The organism is Aeromonas sp. DSM 116730 (genome assembly GCF_046581335.1).
In the GTDB taxonomy this organism is placed as follows: Bacteria; Pseudomonadota; Gammaproteobacteria; order Enterobacterales; family Aeromonadaceae; genus Aeromonas; species Aeromonas rivipollensis.
This window is the reverse complement of the sequence record NZ_CP144265.1, coordinates 3945424-3966606: the sequence shown is the minus strand read 5'-3', so window position 1 is coordinate 3966606 and position 21183 is coordinate 3945424. Positions and strand designations below refer to the sequence as shown.

18 protein-coding genes and 1 tRNA gene are annotated in these 21183 nt (G+C 61.3%); 10 read left to right on the top strand and 9 right to left on the bottom strand.

Annotation, left to right across the window (positions count from 1 at the left end; all coding sequences use genetic code 11):
- Positions 1-30: 30 nt before the first annotated feature.
- The 6 genes from pbpG to pepA form a co-directional block, all read right to left on the bottom strand.
- Positions 31-858, bottom strand: a complete 828-nt coding sequence (gene pbpG, locus Aeroheme_RS18215) for a D-alanyl-D-alanine endopeptidase (RefSeq protein WP_106885045.1) — start codon at positions 856-858, stop codon at positions 31-33.
- Positions 859-995: 137 nt separating this feature from the next.
- Positions 996-1661, bottom strand: coding sequence for a DedA family protein (locus Aeroheme_RS18210; protein WP_106885044.1), 666 nt, complete (start codon positions 1659-1661; stop codon positions 996-998).
- 18 nt (positions 1662-1679) lie between these two features.
- A complete protein-coding gene (locus tag Aeroheme_RS18205) occupies positions 1680-2972 on the bottom strand; it encodes a hemolysin family protein (protein WP_025325627.1) in 1293 nt (430 codons plus the stop codon).
- A 252-nt stretch (positions 2973-3224) separates the two neighbouring features.
- Positions 3225-6077, bottom strand: a complete 2853-nt coding sequence (locus tag Aeroheme_RS18200; protein ID WP_411166320.1) for a valine--tRNA ligase — start codon at positions 6075-6077, stop codon at positions 3225-3227.
- 65 nt (positions 6078-6142) lie between these two features.
- The gene (locus tag Aeroheme_RS18195) at positions 6143-6598 is read right to left on the bottom strand and encodes a DNA polymerase III subunit chi (RefSeq protein ID WP_411166319.1); all 456 of its coding nucleotides are present in this window, start codon (positions 6596-6598) and stop codon (positions 6143-6145) included.
- 249 nt (positions 6599-6847) lie between these two features.
- Positions 6848-8359, bottom strand: a complete 1512-nt coding sequence (pepA, locus tag Aeroheme_RS18190) for a leucyl aminopeptidase (protein ID WP_041206455.1) — start codon at positions 8357-8359, stop codon at positions 6848-6850.
- 172 nt (positions 8360-8531) lie between these two features.
- Here pepA and lptF point away from each other — a divergent pair, with 172 nt between their 5' ends.
- On the top strand, positions 8532-9644 hold the full coding sequence (gene lptF / locus Aeroheme_RS18185; RefSeq protein ID WP_404839920.1) for an LPS export ABC transporter permease LptF: 1113 nt from the start codon (positions 8532-8534) through the stop codon (positions 9642-9644).
- Between the two features lie 135 nt (positions 9645-9779).
- Entirely contained in the window at positions 9780-10850 is a 1071-nt protein-coding gene (gene lptG / locus Aeroheme_RS18180) for an LPS export ABC transporter permease LptG (RefSeq protein WP_106885041.1), read from the top strand.
- A gap of 281 nt (positions 10851-11131) precedes the next feature.
- Here the strand turns inward: lptG and Aeroheme_RS18175 are convergent, their stop codons facing one another.
- Positions 11132-11650: an RDD family protein gene (locus Aeroheme_RS18175; protein ID WP_162520007.1), complete on the bottom strand. Its 519-nt coding sequence runs from the start codon at positions 11648-11650 to the stop codon at positions 11132-11134.
- A gap of 142 nt (positions 11651-11792) precedes the next feature.
- Between Aeroheme_RS18175 and Aeroheme_RS18170 the strand changes: the two genes are divergently transcribed.
- Positions 11793-11877: transfer RNA gene (locus Aeroheme_RS18170), tRNA-Leu, on the top strand.
- Between the two features lie 64 nt (positions 11878-11941).
- Here the strand turns inward: Aeroheme_RS18170 and Aeroheme_RS18165 are convergent.
- Entirely contained in the window at positions 11942-12310 is a 369-nt protein-coding gene (locus Aeroheme_RS18165; RefSeq protein ID WP_411166318.1) for a VOC family protein, read from the bottom strand.
- A 560-nt stretch (positions 12311-12870) separates the two neighbouring features.
- On the opposite strand from Aeroheme_RS18165, the gene amt reads away from it, so the two are divergent.
- The 3 genes from amt to Aeroheme_RS18150 all read left to right on the top strand — a co-directional run bounded on the left by amt (position 12871) and on the right by Aeroheme_RS18150 (position 16513).
- The gene (gene amt / locus Aeroheme_RS18160; RefSeq protein ID WP_139436913.1) at positions 12871-14298 is read left to right on the top strand and encodes an ammonium transporter; all 1428 of its coding nucleotides are present in this window, start codon (positions 12871-12873) and stop codon (positions 14296-14298) included.
- Between the two features lie 234 nt (positions 14299-14532).
- The gene (rlmD, locus tag Aeroheme_RS18155; protein WP_411166317.1) at positions 14533-15882 is read left to right on the top strand and encodes a 23S rRNA (uracil(1939)-C(5))-methyltransferase RlmD; all 1350 of its coding nucleotides are present in this window, start codon (positions 14533-14535) and stop codon (positions 15880-15882) included.
- 121 nt (positions 15883-16003) lie between these two features.
- Entirely contained in the window at positions 16004-16513 is a 510-nt protein-coding gene (locus tag Aeroheme_RS18150) for a GNAT family N-acetyltransferase (RefSeq protein WP_411167261.1), read from the top strand.
- A 233-nt stretch (positions 16514-16746) separates the two neighbouring features.
- Here the strand turns inward: Aeroheme_RS18150 and tppF are convergent, their stop codons facing one another.
- Positions 16747-17364 (bottom strand): type IVa pilus pseudopilin TppF, encoded by a 618-nt coding sequence (tppF, locus tag Aeroheme_RS18145; RefSeq protein WP_411167260.1) that lies wholly within the window; start codon positions 17362-17364, stop codon positions 16747-16749.
- Positions 17365-17404: 40 nt separating this feature from the next.
- On the opposite strand from tppF, the gene Aeroheme_RS18140 reads away from it, so the two are divergent.
- The 4 genes from Aeroheme_RS18140 (at position 17405) to deoC (ending at position 21138) form a co-directional block, all read left to right on the top strand.
- Positions 17405-18196, top strand: a complete 792-nt coding sequence (locus Aeroheme_RS18140) for a TatD family hydrolase (protein ID WP_411166316.1) — start codon at positions 17405-17407, stop codon at positions 18194-18196.
- Positions 18197-18405: 209 nt separating this feature from the next.
- A complete protein-coding gene (locus tag Aeroheme_RS18135) occupies positions 18406-19680 on the top strand; it encodes a NupC/NupG family nucleoside CNT transporter (RefSeq protein ID WP_106885034.1) in 1275 nt (424 codons plus the stop codon).
- A 123-nt stretch (positions 19681-19803) separates the two neighbouring features.
- Positions 19804-19974: a XapX domain-containing protein gene (locus Aeroheme_RS18130; RefSeq protein WP_005332215.1), complete on the top strand. Its 171-nt coding sequence runs from the start codon at positions 19804-19806 to the stop codon at positions 19972-19974.
- A 390-nt stretch (positions 19975-20364) separates the two neighbouring features.
- Positions 20365-21138: a deoxyribose-phosphate aldolase gene (gene deoC / locus Aeroheme_RS18125; RefSeq protein WP_106885033.1), complete on the top strand. Its 774-nt coding sequence runs from the start codon at positions 20365-20367 to the stop codon at positions 21136-21138.
- Positions 21139-21183 lie beyond the last annotated feature (45 nt).

Below are 21183 nucleotides of genomic sequence, written 5' to 3'. Positions count from 1 at the left end.
GAGGCATCCTTTTTTGTTTGAATCGTTCACTCAGCTCTTCAGCCATTTGCGAATGCGGTTGGCATCGCCGATCGGGGTGCGTTTGCCCACAGAGTTGAGCAGCACTATGGCGAGCTCCTGACGGTCAGGCTTGGCGCGCATCAGCAGGCAGCGACCCGCCTCGTCGGTGTAGCCGGTCTTGGAGAGGCGCACGTCCCAGTCCGGGTTCTTCACCAGGGGATTGGTGTTGTTGAACATCAGGCTGTAGGCCGGCGTGCTGAAGCGCATCTCCTTGTTGGTGTCCTGGGTGAACTGGCGGATCAGCGGCTGGCGATAGGCGGCTGTGATGAGCTTGGCGAGATCCCGGGCGGTGGAGACGTTGCGAGTCGACAGACCGGTGGAGTCGTAGAATCGGCTGTTGCGCATACCGAGTTGCCTGGCCTTGTTGTTCATGGCGCGAATGAAGGCCGAGCGGCCACCCGGGTAGTGGCGGGCGAGGGCAGAGGCCATGCGATTCTCGGAGGACATCAGCGCCAGGTGTAGGGCATCGCGACGGCTCACCTTGGTACCGAAACGGACCCGGGAGTAGGTGTGCTTGATGTTGTCCCTGTCGTTCTGATCTATGGTCAGGGTCTGATTGAGGTTCTGGCGGGCATCCAGCACCACCAGTGCCGTCATCAGCTTGGTGAGGGAGGCGATGGGGCGCACCTGGGCAGGGTTCTTCTGATAGAGGGTCTTGCCCGTGTTGATGTCCATGACCAGGGCACTGCCCGACTTGATTTGCAGTTTGGCCGGGTTGGGCGCCGCCAGGGCTGCCTGCGATCCGAGCAGTCCTATCAATCCACATACCAGCGCGATTGCGCGAATCCGACACCCCATACAACCGACTCCATCCACAGCGAAAAAAGGCGCTAGATTCACTCATTTTTGCCCTCTCTTTACAAGAGCGGGAGGGCGGAATTCGTCACTATTTTCCATAAAAAAGGGCCGCCTGCCGGCGACCCCTGTGATTTCTCTCAATCCCTAGAGATGTGGACCTTGCGTCTGCTCAGCCAGCGCCAGACCAGCGCTATCAAGCCGCCCACCAGCAGCACCAGCGGCAGGCAGAGGATGATGCTGAGGAACTGAGACTCATACTGCGCGGCCAGCTTGGTGTGGCTCAGGTAGTAACCCAGACCCACCAGGGGGCAGATCCACATGATGGAGCTGATGAGGTTCACCACCAGGAAGCGACCCTGGGGTATCTCGTTGGCGCCGACGATGTAGGGATAGGCGGTGCGCACGAAGGCGATGTAGCGGGCGGTGATCAGGGTGATGATGCCGTACTTGTTGAGCAGGTAGTGCACCTTCTCCTTGTGCTTCTCATCCAGGTGGGACATCAGCCTGTGGTACATCTGGGTGTGGCCGAGGAAGCGCCCCTGCATGTAGCCGAGCCAGGTGCCGACGAAGGTGGCCAGGATCAGCAGTGGGACGACAGCGAGCGGCAGTACCCCCTGATAGATGAGCACGCCGGTCAGGATCAGCAGGGTGTCACCGGGCAGGAAGGCGGTCGGGATGAAGCCATTTTCCAGCACCAGGAAGGTCAGCAGGACTATGTAGACCATGAAGACCATGTTGGGGTCGGACAGGGTCGCCAGATCCTGATTAATGAAGGCGTGAGCCAGGTGGTAAAACTGCTCCATACATGCAAACTCCGCAGGTTAGCTGGGTTGGTCGGTCAAAGGCATGGCAAGCACCTTGTCGATGCGCAGGCCGTCCATATCCACGATTTCCAGTTGCCACTGTTCCAGGGTGACCAGGTCTCCGGTCTGGGGAAGGCGGCCAAGGAGCAGCATGATAAGCCCTCCGAGGGTGTGATAGTGATGTTTTTCTTCTTCCGGCAGGCGAACCAGTTCCAGACAGTCCTTCAATTCCGGCAGCGGGATCAGGCCGTCGAGCAGCCAGCTGCCATCGGCACGCTGGAAGGCCCAGTTGTCCTCCCCGTCTTCCTGCTGGAAGTCGCCCGCCAGCGTCTCCAGCAGATCCTGCTGGGTGACCAGCCCCTGCAGCTCGCCGTATTCATCCACCACCAGCACCATGTGCTCGGCGTGGGCGCGGAAGTGGTTGAGCAGCTCCAGGCCGTTGAGGGTCTCCGGCAGCAGGCTGCCGTCCTGGGTGAGGGCCGCCAGATCGATGGGCTCCCCCTTGATGTAGGCGTGCAGCACCTTGCTGACGTTGAGTATGCCCACCAGATCAGAGAGGCTGCCGTCGCAGACCGGGAAGAAGCTGTGGCGATACTCCACCAGGCGCTGCAGGTTGGTCTCCAGCGGCAGGGAGAGATCCAGGTAGCGGATGTCGCTGCGGGGCACCATCAGGGAGGAGAGGCTGCGTTCGTCGAGGCGGAACACATTGCGCAGCATGGTGTGTTCGTGGTCTTCGATCACGCCGGCTTCGGAGCCCTCTACCAGCATGGCGTGGATCTCCTCCTGGGTGACGTTGTTGCTGTTGTTCTGATCGACCCGCAGCAGGCGCAGGCTGGCGTGGGTGGAGGCGGACAGCAGCCAGACGAAGGGACGGGTCAGGGTCGCCAGCCAGAGCATGGGGCGGGCCACCAGACAGGCGATGCGCTCGGCACTGAGCTGACCGAGGCGCTTGGGCACCAGTTCCCCCACGACGATGGAGAGGTAGGTCACCAGCACCACGACAATCACGGTGGCGAGCAGGCTGCTGCTCTTGGGAGACAGCCCCCACTCCTGCAACCACTGCGCGAAGGGCTGGGCCAGCAGGGACTCACCGTAGATGCCGTTGAGCAGGCCTATGCTGGTGATGCCGATCTGGACGGCGGAGAGGAAATGGGTCGGATTCTCCCCCAGCTTGAGGGCTATGGCGGCAGAGCGGCTCCCCTCGCTGGCCATCTTGCTGAGACGGGCCTTGCGTGCGGTGACGATGGCGATTTCCGACATGGCGAAGACGCCATTGAGCAAAATCAATCCAAGCAGGATCAATATTTCCATACTGCAGCAGCACTCCCGGTAGAAAAGATCGCTGGCAGTGTAATGAATTTGCGGGCGATGCGCTTGTGAAAGGAAGTGATTTGGCCCGTGAATTTTTCAATTTGATGGGGAGAAAAGCGCAGAAAAATGGCATCGGCCGCTGGCGGGTCCCGCTCCCGGTAACTGGTGCCAGGTCCCCTGATGCCGATCCTCCGGGGGCGGAAAATGAAAAGCCCCCGATAGACGGGGGCTTTTTGGACTGGCGATGGGCACTTAGAGCGCCGCGATCTCGGCCTGCTGGGCTTCCAGCTTGGTCAGCTGGAGACGGTAATCTTCCAGCTTCTCGCGCTCCTTGGCGATGACGGCGTCCGGCGCCTTGGCCACGAAGGCCTCGTTGCCGAGCTTGCCTTCGATACGGCCGCACTCACCGACCAGACGGGCAACCTCTTTGGCCAGACGGGCCAGTTCGGCCTCCTTGTCGATGAGACCCGCCATGGGGATCATCAGCTCGGTGGCACCGATCAGCTTCTTCACCGACAGGGGGGCCACTTCGCCGTCCGCCAGCACGCGGATGGACTCCAGACGGGCCAGGGACTTGAGGAAGGCCTCGTTGTCACCGGCGCGCTGGCTATCCTTGCCATCGCACTTGAGCAGCACGTTGAGGGCGACGCTCGGCGCCACGTTCATCTCGGCGCGGATGTTGCGGATGCCGACGATGAACTCCTTCACCCACTCCTGATCCGCCATGGCGGCATCGTCTACCTTGGCGGCATCGAATTGGGGGAAGGCCTGCAGCATTATGGTGTCGGCGTTGACACCGGCCAGCGGGGCCACCGACTTCCAGATGGTTTCGGTGATGAAGGGGATGATGGGGTGCGCCAGACGCAGCAGGGTCTCCAGCACGGTCACCAGGGTGTGACGGGTGGCACGCTGCTCGGCCTCTGAGCCCTTGCCCAGCACCGGCTTGGTCAGCTCCAGATACCAGTCGCAGAACTGGTTCCAGATAAATTCGTACAGCACACCGGCCGCGATATCGAAGCGGTAGGTATCGAGCGCGGTACGGAAGTCACGTATGGCCACCTGCAGCTGGGACTGGATCCAGCGATCCGCCAGGCTGAACTGCATCTCGCCGCCGTGCAGACCACAATCCTGATCTTCGGTGTTCATCAGCACGTAGCGGGAGGCGTTCCACAGCTTGTTGCAGAAGTTGTTGTAGCCGTCCAGGCGCTTCATGTCCCAGTTGATGTCACGACCTGTGCTGGCCAGCGCCGCCAGGGTGAAGCGCAGGGCGTCGGTGCCGTGGGCCTCTATCCCTTCCGGGAACTGCTTGGCGGTGCGCTTGCCGATCTTCTCGGCCATCTGCGGTTGCATCATGTTGCCGGTGCGCTTCTCCAGCAGATCTTCCAGCGAGATGCCGTCGATCATGTCGAGGGGATCCAGCACGTTGCCCTTGGACTTGGACATCTTCTGGCCTTCTTCGTCACGGATCAGGCCGGTGATGTAGACGGTCTTGAACGGGACCTGCGGCTGGCCGTTTTCGTCCTTGATGAAGTGCATGGTCATCATGATCATCCGGGCAATCCAGAAGAAGATGATGTCGAAGCCGCTCATCAGCACGTCGGTCGGGTGGAAGGTCTTGAGCGCCTCTGTGTTGTTCGGCCAGCCCAGGGTGGAGAAGGTCCACAGGGCGGAGCTGAACCAGGTGTCGAGCACGTCTTCGTCCTGACGCAGGGTGGTCACGGACGGGATGCTGTGCTTGGCACGCACTTCCGCCTCGTCACGGCCCACGTAGACGTTGCCGGCGTCGTCATACCAGGCCGGGATGCGGTGACCCCACCACAGCTGACGGGAGACGCACCAGTCCTGAATGTCGCGCATCCAGGAGAAGTACATGTTCTCGTACTGCTTGGGCACGAACTGGATGCGGCCATCTTCCACCGCCTCAATGGCGGTCTTGGCCATGGGTGCCACGCGCACGTACCACTGGTCGGTCAGCATGGGCTCGATGGGCACGCCGCCGCGATCGCCGTAGGGCTGCTGCAGCACGTGATCCTTGATTTCGGCCAGGAGGCCCAGCTCGTCCAGCTTGGCGACTATGGCCTTGCGGGCGGCGAAGCGCTCCATGCCGGCGAACTCGCTCGGCAGGGCGGCGTCGTAGGCGGTGCTGGGGTTGCCGTTGGTGTCGACCACTTCTGCCTCGGCGCGCACGTGGGCGTCCAGGGTGAAGATGTTGATCATCGGCAGGTTGTGGCGCTTGCCCACTTCGTTGTCGTTGAAGTCGTGGGCCGGGGTGATCTTCACGCAGCCGGTGCCCTTCTCCATGTCGGCGTGTTCGTCGGCGACTATGGGGATCAGACGGTTCACCAGCGGCAGCAGTATGTGCTGGCCGATCAGCGCCTTGTAGCGCGGGTCTTCCGGGTTCACTGCGACCGCGGTGTCACCCAGCATTGTCTCCGGACGGGTGGTGGCGACGATCAGGTGATCCTGGCCTTCGGCGGTCTTGGCGCCGTTGGCCAGGGGGTAGCGCAGGTGCCACATGTGGCCCTTGATCTCGCGGTTTTCCACTTCCAGATCGGAGATGGCGGTGTTGAGCTTGGGATCCCAGTTCACCAGACGCTTGCCACGGTACATCAGGCCATCTTCATAGAGACGCACGAAGACTTCCTGCACGGCCGCCGAGAGACCCTCATCCATGGTGAAACGCTCGCGCTCCCAGTCCACGGAGTCGCCGAGGCGGCGCATCTGGCGGGTGATGGTGCCGCCGGACTCTTCCTTCCACTGCCAGATCTTGTCGATGAAGGCATCACGGCCGTAGTCGTGACGGGTCTTGCCCTCTTCGGCGGCGATCTTGCGCTCAACCACCATCTGGGTGGCGATACCGGCGTGGTCTGTGCCCGCCTGCCACAGGGTGTTCTTGCCCTGCATGCGGTTGTAGCGGATCAGGGTGTCCATCAGGGTCTGCTGGAAGGCGTGACCCATGTGCAGGCTGCCGGTGACGTTCGGCGGCGGGATCATGATGCAGAAGGAGTCTTTGCTGGTGTCGCCGTGGGGCTTGAAGTAACCCTGGGCTTCCCAGTGCTGATAGAGCGCCTGTTCGATGGCGTTGTGATTAAAAGTCTTTTCCATGGTCTCGCCGTATTCTGGATGGATGGAGTCTGGTGTTGATTCGTCGTGGATCGAGGGTGGCGCAGTCAGGGCTGCGCCGGATCCGGTGCGGCAAGGACGGGCTGATCCCTCATTTCGAGGGTATGGCCCGCCTGGCGATAGTGCTTGTAGCGCTCGCGGGCTTGCTGCTTTTGCGTTTCGTCAGTGGGGACAAAATCTACCACTTGAGCGAAGTGTCCTGCAAACAAAGGTGTCTGCTCGGCCAGGTTGATGAGGCGGGCATAGCGCCGTTTCGGCGGCTGATGGCCTATCTCCACCGGGGCCTGGCCGCTCTCCCCCTGCAACTGGTGCGGCACGAAACGATCCGGTGGCAGTTGCCACAACAGCTCGTCCAGGCGCAGGGCCTGGGCCTCGTCGTTGCAAAACAGATAGAGGTGGCCGGCACTCCAGCTATCGGCCGCAAGCTGGCAGGCGAGCCGTTCGACCGCAGACGCCTGCGCGTCGTCCGGCTCACTCATCAGGTAAAAGGTCACTTGGCTCATCAGGTTGGTCCCGTTTGGCTGTGACGGACAGCGATTGGCCGTCTGCGGGGAGCCGTGCCAGGCACGCTCTTCCCGGATTCTCTCAATGAAACAAGGAAGAGGCAGGCCTCTTCCTTGTGGTACCACTCCCCTGATGCGGGCATCCGAAGAGAGGGGTTACTCCTTGTCTTCGACATCCGCCACGCCGGCTCGATTGAGCAGGAAAATGCTGGCTCGGCAGGGGCAACGGACTGTCGGGCAAGGATGGTTTTACTCTTTATCCTCAACGTCTGCCACGCCAGCTCGATTGAGCAGGAACTGGGTCAGCAGGGGCACGGGGCGACCGGTGGAGCCTTTATCCTTGCCGCTCTTCCAGGCGGTCCCTGCGATGTCGAGGTGAGCCCAGTTGTACTTCTTGGTGAAGCGCGACAGGAAGGCGGCGGCCGTGATGGTGCCGGCCGGACGGCCGCCGATGTTGGCCATGTCGGCGAACGGGCTCTCCAGCTGCTCCTGATACTCGTCGAACAGCGGCAGGCGCCAGGCGCGATCGCCGGCCTGCTCGGAGGCGTTGAGCAGCTCGTGGGCCAGGGGGTTGTGGTTGGCCAGCAGGCCCGAGGTGTGGTGACCCAGGGCTATGATGCAGGCGCCAGTCAGGGTCGCTACGTCGATCACGGTTTCGGGATCGTAGCGATCCACATAGGTGAGGGCATCACACAGCACCAGGCGGCCCTCGGCGTCGGTGTTGAGCACCTCGACGGTCTGGCCGGACATGGTGGTGAGGATGTCACCCGGGCGATAGGCGTTGCCGCCCGGCATGTTCTCGCAGCCCGCCAGCACGCCGATGACGTTGATGGGCAACTGCAACTGGGCCAGGGCGTGCATGGTGCCGAGCACGGAGGCGGCGCCGCCCATGTCGTACTTCATCTCGTCCATGCCGTCTGCCGGCTTGATGGAGATGCCGCCCGAATCGAAGGTCAGCCCCTTGCCCACCAGCACTATGGGCTTGGCATCGGCGTTGCCCTTGTACTCTATGATGGCCATCATGGCTTCGTTCTCGGAGCCGCGGGCCACCGCCAGGTAGGAGTTCATGCCGAGTTCGGCCATCTCCTGCTCGCCTATCACCTTGGTGGTGATGTTGTCATAGGCATCCGCCAGACGGCGGGCCTGGGAGGCGAGGTAGGCCGGATTGCAGACGTTGGGCGGCATGTTCGCCACGTCGCGGCAGATGCGCACCCCTTTGGCCACGGCCAGGCCGTGGGTGATGGCGCGCTCGCCTATGGTCAGTTCCCGACGCGTCGGCACGTTGAAGACCAGCTTGCGCAACGGGCGGCGCGGCTCGGCCTTGTTGGTCTTGAACTGATCGAAGCTGTAGAGGCCCGCCTTGGTGGTTTCCACCGCCTGACGCACCTTCCAGTAGGTATCCCGGCCCTTGACGTGCAGCTCGGTCAGGAAGCAGACGGCTTCCATGGACCCGGTCTCGTTGAGGGTGGTGATGGTCTTGTTGATGATCTGCTTGTACTGGCGTTCGTCGAGTTCCCGCTCCTTGCCGCAACCGACCAGCAGTACGCGCTCGCTGAGCACGCCCGGTACTTGATGCAGCAACAGCATCTGGCCTGGTTTGCCTTCCAGATCGCCGCGGCGCAGCAGCGAGCTGAGGTAGCCGTCGCTGATCTTGTCCAGCTGTTCGGCAACCGGAGAGAGGCGGCGAGGCTCAAAAACGCCGACCACGACGCAGGCGCTGCGTTGCTTCTCAGGACTGCCACTCTTTACACTGAACTCCATGGAATCTCCTACATCCTAAAGACAAAAGGCACCATTTATTGAATAATGCGGTGCTTGTTGGGGTATCAGAGGCGGAGCGAACAGCCACAGGCTCCGCAGTTCAAACTGGTAAAAATCCAATATAGGGCCCTATTTTTCAGGCATTCGACTAAAAACACAAGTTTACTTGGGAATGACTGTGATCGTTTTCCGATATTTGTTCAGGGAGACCCTGAAAACCCAGCTGGCGGTGCTGTTCGTACTGCTGCTTATCTTCGTCAGCCAGCAATTTATCCAGATCATTGGCGACGCCGCCGATGGCGAGGTGCCGACGCGCCTGGTTTCCACCCTGCTGCTGCTCAACCTGCCGAATATGGCCCTGTTGATGCTGCCTATCAGTCTGTTTTTAGCCATTCTGTTTGCTCACGGTCGTCTGTACGCGGAAAGCGAGATGACGGTGATGCATGCGGTGGGCTTCAGCCACCGCTTCGTGATGGGCAGCGCCCTGCTGCTGGCCTTGCTGACGGCCGCCGTGGCGGCCTTCAACACCGGCTGGATAGCCCCTCAGGCCAAGGAGCGCGAGTATCAGGTGATCGACGAGTTCAAGGCCGATCCGGGCATCTCCTTCCTGCAGGCCGGTCGTTTCATGGAGCTCGACAAGGGGCGCCTGGTGGCCTACATCCAGGATCTGAACGACAAGGGTTCCGAGCTGCAGAAGATCTTCGTGCTGCAGCGGGCCGAAGGGGGCTCGCCCCCTTCAGTGGTGGTGGCCAACGAGGGACAGGTGACGGCCGACAGCAACGGCTTGCAGTGGCTGACCCTGAAGGATGGCTCCCGCTACGAGGGCCAGTTCACCGGCAAGCAGTTCCAGGTCTCCGAGTTCAGCGAATACAGCCTGGTGATCCGTCAGCAGGAGATGGAGCGATCCAACCGCAAGGCGGCGGCCAAGCCGACCCTGGAGTTGCTCGGCACCCAGGACAACCAGCTGATGGCCGAGCTGCAGTGGCGCCTGTCGCTGCCCTTCTCCATCCTGGTGCTCACCTTCCTGGTGGTGCCATTGGCCCGGGTCAACCCCCGCCAGGGGCGTTATGCCAAGCTGCTGCCGGCCATACTGCTCTATCTCTCCTATTTCCTGCTGCTCAGTGCCGCTCGTTCGGCCATCGACAGCGGGCGTCTGCCCCACTGGCCCGGCATGTTCCTGGTGCCGCTGATTTATCTGCTGCTGATCGGGGTGCCGCTCAACCTGCAGGGCACCAGCTGGTGGAACGGGGTCAAGGGCCACTTTTTCAAAGGCAAGTCAGCATGATGCTGCAACCTGGGAGTTTCTGCTGATGTTCGGCATTCTCGATAGTTATGACAGTCGGGTCATTTTTGATGCCGATCTGGTGCACCGCATTGCAGGAGAAATCAGCATGAAGCTACAAGATAGGGGTCTCGGCTGATGTTCGGCATTCTCGATAGATACATCGGTCGGGTCATCTTCATGTCGATCCTGCTGTGCGAACTGACCCTGGTCGGGCTGGCGGCGCTCATCAAATATGTGGAGCAGCTCAGGGCCGTGGGGGAGGGCAACTACGACATGCTCAACGCCCTCTACTTCGTGCTGCTCTCCATGCCCAAGGAGGCGGTGCTCTTCTTCCCCCTGGCGGCCTTGCTGGGGGGCCTCATTGGCCTCGGCCAGCTGGCGACCAGCTCCGAGCTGGTGGTGATGCAGGCATCGGGCCGCTCCAAGATCAGCATCGTCATGGCGGCGCTCAAGACGGCCATCCCCCTGATGCTGCTGGTCGGCCTGATGGGCGAATACGTGGCCCCGGCCGCCAAGCGGATGGCGGATGACATCAAGGCGGGCGCCATGTCGGAAGGGCGGCTGACCGTCTCGGCCTACGGTGTCTGGGCGCGGGATGGCAACAACTTCGTCAACATCAACGGGGTGCGCAACGACGGCGCCCTGACCGGCATCACCCTGTATCGTTTCACCCCGTCTCGCAACCTGATCGACGTGGTCCAGGCGCAGGAGGGGGTGTTCGAGCAGCATCACTGGCTGCTCAAGCAGGTGCACATCACCCGTTTCGACGATCCCAAGCAGATCCTGGACGAGAAACATGCCGAGATGGCGTGGCAGTCCGAGCTGACCCCCAAACAGCTGGGGGTGGTGAGCATAGACCCCGAGAACTTGCCTATCTCGGGACTGCGGGACTACATCGGCTATCTGGATGCCAACAAGCAGGATGCCGGGCGCTACAAGCTGGAGATGTGGCGCAAGCTGCTGTCGCCGCTCTCCGTGGTGGCCATGATTTTGCTCGCCTCCTCCTTCATCTTCGGCCCGCTGCGCTCGGTGAGCATGGGGGCCCGGATGCTGATGGGGATCATGACTGGCTTCGCCGTCTATGTGAGCGATCGGGTATTCGGCCCCGTCAGCCTGGTGTATGCGGTGCCACCCATCCTTGCGGCCATAGCCCCCAGTCTGCTGTTTGGCGGCATCTCCTTCTACATCCTGAGCCGCAAGCAGTAGTGAGAGAAGGAGAAGTGCGGCGGTGCCAGCCCTATGCTGGCGGCCATAGCCCCCAGTCTGCTGTTTGGCGGCATCTCTTTCTATATCCTGAGCCGCAAGCAGTAGCGAGAGAAGGAGAAGTGCGGCGGTGCCAACCCTATGCTGGCGGCCATAGCCCCCAGTCTGCTGTTTGGCGGCATCTCCTTCTATATCCTGAGCCGCAAGCAGTAGCGGCCTGTATTGGCCAACAAGAAGGGCACCCAGTGGGTGCCCTTCTTGTTTCTCATCTCGTACTCACTGGGTCACTTGTTCAGCTGCTCCAGGTTCTCCTGCTTGCTCAGCACCACCACTTCACACTCGGCCCAGATGTCCTGGAAGGCGCGGGGCCGCTCGCGATTGAACACGCACATCAGGTTGCCGAGGCCGAAGGCCGAGGTCGCGAGCCGGATCAGGGCCTGGGTGATGCGAATGTTGCTGCCGTCCAGATTCTGGATGCGCAGGCGCCAGGCACGCATGCCTATGGTCTGGCCGGCACGGGTCCAGAACCAGGTGTAGAAGCCGCAGATCACCAGGGCGAGCCAGGCGCTGTAGAGGGGGCTGGTCAGCAGCCAGGCCGCATCCTTGCCCTCGGGGACTGTCGCCATCCCGGTGGCCAGCAGCAGGTAGGCTACCCCCATGCCGATGAAGCCGGCGATGATCAGCAAGGCGATGACCACCAGGTAGTCATAGAGCAGGGCACCCAGGCGCCGCAGCAGGCCGGCCGAAGGGTGCTGGTGCTGGGGGGGAGGCTGGAGAGAGGAGGGGGTCTTGCGCTTGGCCATGATGATTATTCCATTAATATGATGCGGGCATTCTATGTAACTGGCCGAACATCGGCAAGGCGTTGAATAATTGAGCAAACGGTGGCCGCGCAAGAAAAACACCTTGCATGCCAAAACGCCATTCGTATAATCCCTCGCAGTTGCCCGGGTGGCGAAATCGGTAGACGCAGCGGATTCAAAATCCGCCGTTGCAAGACGTGTCGGTTCGAGTCCGACCCCGGGCACCATCAGATTCCATGACAAAAGGCCATCCTCGCGGATGGCCTTTTGTTTTTCTGCGCTCGCGGCCCTTCAGTCGATATTTTGTGCGATGCGCCACAGCACGCCTGAGGGGTCGTACAGGCAGAACTCCTTCATGCGCCAGGGCTGGGTGGCGATCTCGGTCACCCTGACGCCGTAGTGAGAGGCGACCTGGCTCGCCTCCACCTGGGCCCGCCAGGCGGTCAGGTCCTCCACCAGGATATGCATCATGAAGTGCTCGGCCAGCGCCTCGTGGTAATAGTCCTGCAGCAGGAAGCTCACCTCCCCGAAATGGAAGTAGGCCACCCCGTCGCCGTCGGAGGCCAGGGTGAACCCGAGATTCTGATAGAACTGCCTGGAGAGGCTGAAGTCGCGGGCAGGCACGAATGCCTTTATTTCGGTCACGGTGAGATTGGGCATGGGTTCCTCGTTCGGGTGACAGGGCAAACCTGGTTGCGCCAGTATGGCCCGGAAGATCGGGCGCAGGCCAGATCAGGCGCTGCATCCCCCTCTGTGATCCCCTCCTTCCTCTCGGATGGGTGAGCTCCCCCCTCTGTTATCATTTGATTATTTAATGCAAACGCATCTTTCATTTGTTCAATAAATGATCTCGAGGGCAAAACGGGTCAGCCGGGCCCCTATTGTCCCGGGATCCTCCCCGTTTGGCATGCCCAGGTGCCATCTTGGTGCAGTTGCCCGGCGCTGCACAGCCGAAGTGCGCCCCCCTTACTGATAGTGGGCAGGATGCGCCAATATGGTGCATTAAATCGCGCAATCAAAGTCAACCAATTGAAAGTAAAGGATTATATTTTTTGGCCTGCTTTATGCTTTAGATAAGCCAGGTCGCCATGAAGAGCCCGCCGAGTCATGCCCGAGGGGGTGGGCAAGCTGGATGTGACGATGCGTGCAAGTGGCCAAGTTTGACATTCATATCAGGAAATGGACCCGGCCTGGCGCCGGGACGACAAGGAGAGGGCTGTATGTTCAAGAGACTCGTAATGACTGGCCTGCTGGCGCTGAGCGCCACCATGGCTGCCCCAGGTTGGGCTGAAGAAGTGGCCGCGCAGGCCGAGGTGGTGCAGGCTGCCGCGACCGTGACCATCAACAAGGGGGACAACACCTGGCTGATGCTGGCGTCCGCCCTGGTGATCCTGATGTCCATCCCGGGGCTGGCCCTGTTCTACGGTGGCCTGGTGCGTGCCAAGAACATGCTGAGCGTGCTGATGCAGGTGTTCACCCTGTTCTGCCTTATCACTGTGCTCTGGGTCATCTACGGCTATTCGCTGACCTTCACCGAGGGCGGGGCCTTCTACGGCTCCTTCGACAAGCTGCTGCTGGTCGGGGTGACACCTGAGTCGATCGCCGCCACCTTCAGCAAGGGGGTGGGGATCAGCGAGTTCATCTATGTGGTGTTCCAGGGGGCCTTTGCCGCCATCACCTGCGGGCTCATCGTCGGTGCCTTCGCCGAGCGGATGAAGTTCTCGGCCGTGCTGCTGTTCGCCGTGATCTGGTTCACCTTCGCCTACATTCCGATGGCGCACATGGTGTGGTACTGGGCCGGTCCGGATGCCTACACGGATGCCGCGGCCGCCGAGGCGGCCGGTGCCACCGCAGGCTATCTGTTCCAGCACGGCGCCCTCGATTTCGCCGGCGGCACTGTGGTGCACATCAACGCGGCGGTCGCCGGTCTGGTCGGTGCCTTCATGGTCGGCAAGCGGGTTGGCTACGGTCGTGATCCCATGGCCCCCCACAGCCTGACCATGACCATGATAGGGGCCGCCCTGCTCTGGTTCGGCTGGTTCGGCTTCAACGCCGGCTCCGCGCTGGAAGCCAACGGTACGGCCGCCCTGGCCTTCGTCAACACCTGGCTGGCGCCGGCGGGTGCCGCGCTCTCCTGGACCTTGGCCGAATGGGTGATGAAGGGTCGTCCTTCCCTGCTGGGCGCCGTGTCCGGTGCGGTAGCGGGCCTGGTGGCCATCACTCCCGCCGCCGGTTTCGTCGGTGTCGGTGGTGCCCTCATCATAGGTCTGCTGAGCGGCGTGGCCGGTCTGTGGGGCGTGCATGGTCTCAAGCGCCTGCTGGGGGCCGATGACAGCCTGGACGTGTTCGGCCTGCACGGAGTGTGCGGCATCCTGGGGGCCGTGCTGACCGGGGTGTTCGCCAGCCCGGATCTGGGTGGCACCGGGGTGTGGGACTATGTGACCAATCAGGTGGCCGAGGGCTACTCCATCCTGACCCAGGTGAAGATCCAGGTCATAGGTGTGCTGGTGACGGTGGCATGGACTGCCCTGGTCTCCGCCGTGGCCTACAAGCTGGTGGATCTGCTGATTGGCCTGCGGGTCAAGGAAGATGCCGAACGGGAAGGGCTGGACGTCACCAGTCATGGGGAGAAAGCCTACAGCCTGTGATCCCCTCAGGCTACCGTTGACCACCTGCCGCCGGCCTTGTCCGGCGGTTTTTTTATGGCGACCCATGAGGCGCCCCCCATCCAGAGTTCCCAGATTCCACCCGTTGTTATTTCCTTCAAGGGGTGTTTTATGCCTGCAATTTGGCCGGATCTCCGCTAAACTCTGCCACCCTTTATTTGGGGTAGCCGGGTTAGCCCTGCTTCCACCCTTTCTTCTATGCCTTCGGAGCCGCTCATGCCGTTAGTGGGACACCAACATCAGATCGATATTCAGGAACTGACCGACAAGGGGGATGGCAAGGGTCGCCTGTTCGATCGCCCCCTGTTTGTCGAGGGTCTGCTGCCCGGTGAGCAGGCGCTGGTCGAGTTGACCGAGGTCAAGCCGAACTACCTGCACGGCAAGCTGGTCGAGCTGACCCAGCCATCCGCCGACAGGGTTCCCGACTTCTGCCCCAACACAGAATGCGGCGGCTGTCAGGTGCGCCCGCTGGCCTATCCGGCCCAGCTCAAGCTGAAACAATCCCTGGTGCAGAGCGCGCTGGAGCAGGTCGGGCTGGGTGAGACCCAGGTCAACACCATCCTCGGCATGGACAGCCCGTTCGCCTACCGCAACAAGGCGCAGTACGCCGTGCGTGGCAGCGAGGCGGGGGCCGAAATAGGCTTCTACCGCAAGCACTCTCATGATCTCATCACCGCCGACGACTGCGCGGTGCAGGACTCCCTGCATGTGGAGCTCAATGCCCGGGTGCGTGGCTGGATGCGCGCGCACGACATCGCCGCCTATGACGAGGTGGCCCACACCGGCTGCGTGCGCAACCTGATGACCCGCAAGGGCTTCAAGAGCGGCGAGCTGATGGTGGTGCTGGTGACCCTGGGTGAGCTGCCCTTCGAGGCCGAACTGCTGGCTATCTTAAGCGATCTGCCCATTACCACCTTGGTGCAGAACATCAATGACGAGCGCACCAACCGCATCCTGGGAACGAGCAACCGCGTGCTGCTGGGGGAAGGGGTGATCCGCGACAAGATCCACGAGCTCGCGTTCGAGATCTCGCCCCTCTCCTTCTTCCAGAACAACCCGAGCCAGACCGATGTGCTCTACTCCAAGGCGCTGGAATACAGCGAGCTGACCGGCAACGAGACTGTGTTCGACATCTATTGCGGCATAGGCACCATCTCCCTGTTCCTGGCTGGCAAGGCCGCCAAGGTGGTGGGCATCGAGTCGGTGGAGAGTGCCATCAGCGATGCCCGCCGCAACGCCGCCCTGAACGGCATAGAGCACACCGAATTCCACGTGGGCAAGGCCGAGCAACTGATGCCCGAGCTGCACGCCCAGGGCGTGACCGCCGATGTGGTGGTGCTGGATCCGCCCCGCAAGGGTTGTGACAAGGCGGTGCTGCAGACCCTGGTCGCCATGGCGCCGCGCCGCCTGGTCTATGTCTCCTGCAACCCCCAGACCCTGGCCCGGGATCTCGCCTGGCTGGTCAAGCAGGGCTTCGTGCTGGACGAGGTGCAGCCGGTGGACATGTTCCCGCACTCCATGCACGTGGAAGCAGTCGCCCGCCTGAGCTTGCCAGCGAAAGACTGAGCGGGCTGCTGCGCCATGAGGGCATGACATTAGCCAGATGGCTCTGATAAAACGACTCCCGTTGGAGTCGTTTTTTTATGGCCGTGTACCGGCATGACAACCAGGCAGGGAGAGCAGGGTGATGATTCGTTTGGCGGATGTGGAGGATGCAGCGGCGCTGGATCACTTCTTTGGGCGGCTGGATCGGGAGACCCGCTTCATGCTCCATGAGGCGGGGGAGCGCGCCTCAAATATCGAGGGGCAGCGCCAGCGGCTCGAGGCCATGGCGGCGACCCCCAATCAGGCCATGTGGCTGCTGGTGCTGGCCGGGGAGGTGCAAGGGTTTGCCGTGCTCATCGGAGGCGGCCTGGCGCGCAACCGCCACTGCGCCTTGGTGGTGATGGGATTGCGGTCGAGTGCGCGCGGCCAGGGCTGGGGCGAGCGGCTGCTGCGTACCCTGATCGCGAGCGCGCCGGATTGCGGCATCAGCAGACTGGAGCTGGGGGTGATGGCCCATAACGAGGTGGCTCATTCACTTTATCGCAAGTGCGGTTTCCGGGATGAGGGGCTGCGGCGGCAGGCGTATCGGATGGACGAGGGCTATGTCGACGAGATCAGCATGGGGCTGCTATTGCCGTTCATGGCCCCATGACGCCGCTGGGCCCGTGAGGCTGGTCCGGCGCGCGCGATTGGGGCAGGCTGTATCGGGAGAATAATAGAGACGAGGAGGGCCCATGAAGGGGATGTTGCTGCGTTGGCTGGCTCGCTACGATGCCTGGTGTCAGGAGTGGGGCCTGGTGCCCGAGAACCGGCGCTGCTGCGCGCCGGTGCGTTATGACGAAGACGAGCAGGAGGAGCCGACGTCGGAGGGCGATGCCTCGCCACTCAATCAAAATTGCGCGTCACGGCCCCGGTAACGCTGTTGTACTCAAATCCCAACCCGTCCGGATAAGCGGGGAAGCGGCCGATGGAGTCGCGCAGGGTATAGCGGCAGTTGCTGTGTTCTAGGCCTCCAGCCTCTGTTTGATCGTATGCAGGGATGAGTTGCGAAATATAATCTGGTTCGGCACCTATTTTATCTTCATCCGCCACTGTTTGTTCTGTATCGAGTAGTCCGGTGAAGAGAAGCTCGCAGTCTGCTCTGCTGTTGACAGATATTTCATTGCTTTTTCCGCCAGGGAAAATGGTGTCAATCCCCATACCAGGTCGATTTTCATCGGTCCCTACTGGCCAGCCATAGTGGTTGATGTCGAGATCCTGCTTGCCCATGCCGCTAAAGTTATAGAGTGCCAGCGGCTCCCCCTTCACCTTGACCGCCCAGCCCGCATGGGCGAGTTGCACGGCGCTGGCAAAACTGCCCGCGGTCGCCGAGACGCTGCTCTTGAGCGCATCGTCCTGAATGTTGATGAAGCGGGGCAGGGCGGTGACAGCCAGTATGGCCAGCACCACGATGACCAGCACCAGTTCTAGCAGGGTAAAGCCGTGGGAAAGGTGTTTTGGCATGGAATCAACCCATTGAGTACGACGAACAGGTAAGCGCGACATGGAACTGATAGACACCCACTGCCACCTCGATTTTCCGGTCTTCGATACCGATCGGGAGGCATTGCTGGCCCAGTGGCGCCAGCTGGGGGTGGGGGAGTATATCATCCCCGCCGTGGGAGAGGAAAACTGGGGGCGTGTGATGGCGCTGGCCGAGCGTCATCATGACATTCGTTATGGTCTGGGGGTACATCCCTGGTATGTGGGGGCCCAGACGGAGGGGGTGCTGACAAGGCTGGAGGCCCTGCTGGCGGGCAAGCCCCGGGGGCTGGTGGCTATCGGCGAATGCGGGCTGGACTTGCGCACCCAGGTGCCCCAGGAGGGGCAGCTTGAGCTGTTCGAGGCGCAAGTGAGGTTGGCCATGGCCCATGATCTGCCTCTCATAGTCCACTCGGTGCGGGCCAACGACACTGTTGCCAAGATCCTGCGGCGCTTCAAACCGGCGAGGGGGGGCGTGATCCACGCCTTCAGCGGCTCCCTGCATCAGGCCGAGGCGTTCTGGCAGCTGGGTTTCAGGCTGGGAATAGGAGGGGTCATCAGCTATGAGCGGGCCAACAAGACCCGGGAGGCGATCCGCGTCATGCCGCTGGAGGCCCTGCTGCTGGAAACCGACGCCCCCGACATGCCGCTACAGGGGCGCCAGGGGGAGATCAACACCCCGGCCAGCCTGCCGACCATAGCCCGGCTGTTGGCGCAATTACGGCAGCAACCGCTGGCGGATGTTATTTCGGTGTTACATGAATCCACTCTACGGCTTTTCCCGCGGCCGACCACGAATTTAACAGATGATTAACGCCCGATGCCGGTGTGATAAAAAACAGGACCCATAAAAATCGTTTGCGGTCTAATTAAACGACGTTCAGCCCATTTCAGGCTTATAAAATGTGACCAGTATTCTATTTTGTCGCACCGTAATTAGTATAATGCGCACCCTTGATTAGCGGCTTTAATACACAAAACGTTAACAAGCTGGCAGGTGCTACTAAAGAGGAAGTGTTAATAATGAATCTGATAATGGGTCTGGTAGGGATGGCGACGCTCATCCTTATCGCGGTGCTGTTCTCCAGCAATCGCAAGGCAATCAAAATTCGTACCGTGGGCGGTGCCTTCGCCATTCAGGCAGGTCTGGGTGCCTTCGTGCTGTATGTCCCGGTTGGTCGGGATATTCTGGTGAGCGTGTCCGATGCCGTCTCCAGCGTCATCGGTTATGGTCAGAACGGTATCGAATTCCTGTTCGGTGGTCTGGTCAGCAACAAGATGTTCGAAGTGTTCGGTGGCGGTGGTTTCATCTTCGCCTTCCGTGTACTGCCCGTCATCATCTTCTTCTCTTCCCTGATCGCGGTTCTTTATTACCTCGGCATCATGCAGTGGGTCATCAAGCTGCTGGGTGGTGGTCTGCAGAAGGTGCTGGGTACCTCCCGTACCGAATCCCTGTCTGCCACTGCCAACATCTTCGTCGGCCAGACTGAAGCCCCGCTGGTGGTGCGTCCCTTCATCTCCAAGATGACCGACTCCGAGCTGTTCGCCGTCATGTGTGGTGGCCTGGCCTCCGTTGCCGGCTCCGTGCTGGCCGGTTACGCCTCCATGGGCGTCAAGATGGAATACCTGATCGCCGCCTCCTTCATGGCTGCCCCGGGTGGTCTGCTGTTCGCCAAGCTGCTGGTACCGGAAACCGAGACCCCGAGCTACGACGAGAACTCCGCCGATGGCGAGCTGGACGACAAGCCGGCCAACGTGATCGACGCCGCCGCTGCCGGTGCCTCCGCCGGTCTGCAACTGGCCCTGAACGTGGGTGCCATGCTGCTGGCCTTCATCGGCCTCATCGCCATGATCAACGGCATCTTCTCCGGCGTGGGTGGCTGGTTCGGCATGCCTGAGCTCTCCCTGGAGCTGCTGCTGGGCTGGCTGTTCTCCCCGCTGGCCTTCCTGATCGGTGTGCCCTGGAGCGAAGCCGTGGTGGCCGGTTCCTTCATCGGTCAGAAGCTGGTGGTGAACGAGTTCGTGGCTTACCTGAACTTCGCCCCCTACCTGAAGGATGAAGTGCTGATCAACGGCGTGGCCATGTCCGACCACACCAAGGCCATCATCTCCTTTGCCCTGTGTGGCTTCGCCAACCTGTCCTCCGTTGCCATCCTGCTGGGTGGTCTGGGTTCCATGGCACCGAACCGTCGCGGCACCATAGCGCGCTTCGGCCTGAAGGCCGTGCTGGCCGGCTCTCTGTCCAACCTGATGTCTGCCACCATCGCAGGCTTCTTCCTGGCACTGACAGCCATGTAATGCTTGTCTGACAGACAAGTTGAAACGAGCGCCACAGCGAAAAGCTGTGGCGTTCTCGTTTGGGGCGGTGACAACCGTTTTCCTTTCTAGACTAATAATAAAATGAGTCAAATCGGAGGTTTTATGAATGAAGTGCTACTGGCGATTGCTGCCGGCTTTATCGTTGGCGTGTTGTTTTCTTTCCTCAAGTTGCCGATCCCGGCACCTCCCGTACTGTCCGGGGTAATGGGGATTGTGGGGGTCTATCTGGGGGGGATTGCCTACTCCTGGATCCTGACCCGCTTCTTCTCTTAAGCACCTTCCAGTGCTGGATTTGCCGGGTGTGAGGTACCTCTGAAATTGGCAAATCCGGCTTGCAAACACGGGGTATCTCGGCTGAAATAGGCGATGCCAGCAGGGTGCTGGCATTGACTAATGCCCACATGAGGTGGGTGTTGGCGGTCAAATGGAATTGATTGGGAAGTCGGGTCTGCGGTTGTCGGCCTTTCTCAAGTCTTCATGGAACCAAGTCCGCACTTTTGTAAGAAAGTGACAGGGCTCTTGCCTTATTTGCAGCCGTATTGCCTGTGCATTTGCGCTGTAATTCCATATCCCTTTCGCCTGGGATCTTCGTTTGCCGATCCTCTGTGTTCGGTGGCGGCGGATCGCGGCTGAGGGGACTTATCGAGACTTTGGAGACATAGCATGACTGATCTGAAACTGGCCGCCCAACGCGCCCTGAACCTGATGGACCTGACCACCCTGAACGATGACGACACCGATCAGAAGGTCATCGACCTGTGCCGCAAGGCCAAGTCTCCGGCCGGCCTCACCGCCGCCGTCTGCATCTATCCCCGTTTCATCCCTATTGCTCGCAAGACCCTGCGTGAGATCGGCGCCGCCGACGTGCGCATCGCCACCGTGACCAACTTCCCTCACGGCAACGACGACATCGAGATCGCCGTGGCCGAGACCCGCGCCGCCGTCGCCTACGGTGCCGATGAAGTGGACGTGGTGTTCCCCTACCGCGCCTTCATGGCCGGCAATGAACAGGTCGGCTTCAGCCTGGTCAAAGCTTGTAAGGAAGCCTGTGGTGACAAGGCGCTGCTGAAAGTGATCATCGAGACCGGTGAGCTGAAAGAAGAAGCGCTGATCCGTCGTGCCTCCGAGATCTCCATCGATGCCGGTGCCGACTTCATCAAGACCTCCACCGGCAAGGTGCCGGTCAATGCGACCCCGGAAGCGGCCCGCATCATGATGGAAGTGATCAAGGCCAAGAACCCGAAGGTGGGCTTCAAGCCTGCTGGTGGCGTGAAAGACGCAGCCGTTGCCGGTCAGTACCTGGCCATGGCCGAAGAGATACTGGGCAAGGACTGGGTCTCCCCGCGCACCTTCCGCTTCGGCGCCTCCAGCCTGCTGGCCAGCCTGCTGGCGACCCTGGGCCACGGCGACAAGCCGGCCAATACCAGCGGTTACTAAGCGGTGACAGGGGGCGGCCTGCCGCCCCCTCTTCGGATCCTGTTC

Coding starts and splice junctions, on each gene's coding strand:
- pbpG (WP_106885045.1), bottom strand. CDS start 858: ATGGGGTGTCGGATTCGCGCAATCGCGCTGGTATGTGGATTGATAGGA.
- Aeroheme_RS18210 (WP_106885044.1), bottom strand. CDS start 1,661: ATGGAGCAGTTTTACCACCTGGCTCACGCCTTCATTAATCAGGATCTG.
- Aeroheme_RS18205 (WP_025325627.1), bottom strand. CDS start 2,972: ATGGAAATATTGATCCTGCTTGGATTGATTTTGCTCAATGGCGTCTTC.
- Aeroheme_RS18200 (WP_411166320.1), bottom strand. CDS start 6,077: ATGGAAAAGACTTTTAATCACAACGCCATCGAACAGGCGCTCTATCAG.
- Aeroheme_RS18195 (WP_411166319.1), bottom strand. CDS start 6,598: ATGAGCCAAGTGACCTTTTACCTGATGAGTGAGCCGGACGACGCGCAG.
- pepA (WP_041206455.1), bottom strand. CDS start 8,359: ATGGAGTTCAGTGTAAAGAGTGGCAGTCCTGAGAAGCAACGCAGCGCC.
- lptF (WP_404839920.1), top strand. CDS start 8,532: ATGACTGTGATCGTTTTCCGATATTTGTTCAGGGAGACCCTGAAAACC.
- lptG (WP_106885041.1), top strand. CDS start 9,780: ATGTTCGGCATTCTCGATAGATACATCGGTCGGGTCATCTTCATGTCG.
- Aeroheme_RS18175 (WP_162520007.1), bottom strand. CDS start 11,650: ATGGCCAAGCGCAAGACCCCCTCCTCTCTCCAGCCTCCCCCCCAGCAC.
- Aeroheme_RS18165 (WP_411166318.1), bottom strand. CDS start 12,310: ATGCCCAATCTCACCGTGACCGAAATAAAGGCATTCGTGCCTGCCCGC.
- amt (WP_139436913.1), top strand. CDS start 12,871: ATGTTCAAGAGACTCGTAATGACTGGCCTGCTGGCGCTGAGCGCCACC.
- rlmD (WP_411166317.1), top strand. CDS start 14,533: ATGCCGTTAGTGGGACACCAACATCAGATCGATATTCAGGAACTGACC.
- Aeroheme_RS18150 (WP_411167261.1), top strand. CDS start 16,004: ATGATTCGTTTGGCGGATGTGGAGGATGCAGCGGCGCTGGATCACTTC.
- tppF (WP_411167260.1), bottom strand. CDS start 17,364: ATGCCAAAACACCTTTCCCACGGCTTTACCCTGCTAGAACTGGTGCTG.
- Aeroheme_RS18140 (WP_411166316.1), top strand. CDS start 17,405: ATGGAACTGATAGACACCCACTGCCACCTCGATTTTCCGGTCTTCGAT.
- Aeroheme_RS18135 (WP_106885034.1), top strand. CDS start 18,406: ATGAATCTGATAATGGGTCTGGTAGGGATGGCGACGCTCATCCTTATC.
- Aeroheme_RS18130 (WP_005332215.1), top strand. CDS start 19,804: ATGAATGAAGTGCTACTGGCGATTGCTGCCGGCTTTATCGTTGGCGTG.
- deoC (WP_106885033.1), top strand. CDS start 20,365: ATGACTGATCTGAAACTGGCCGCCCAACGCGCCCTGAACCTGATGGAC.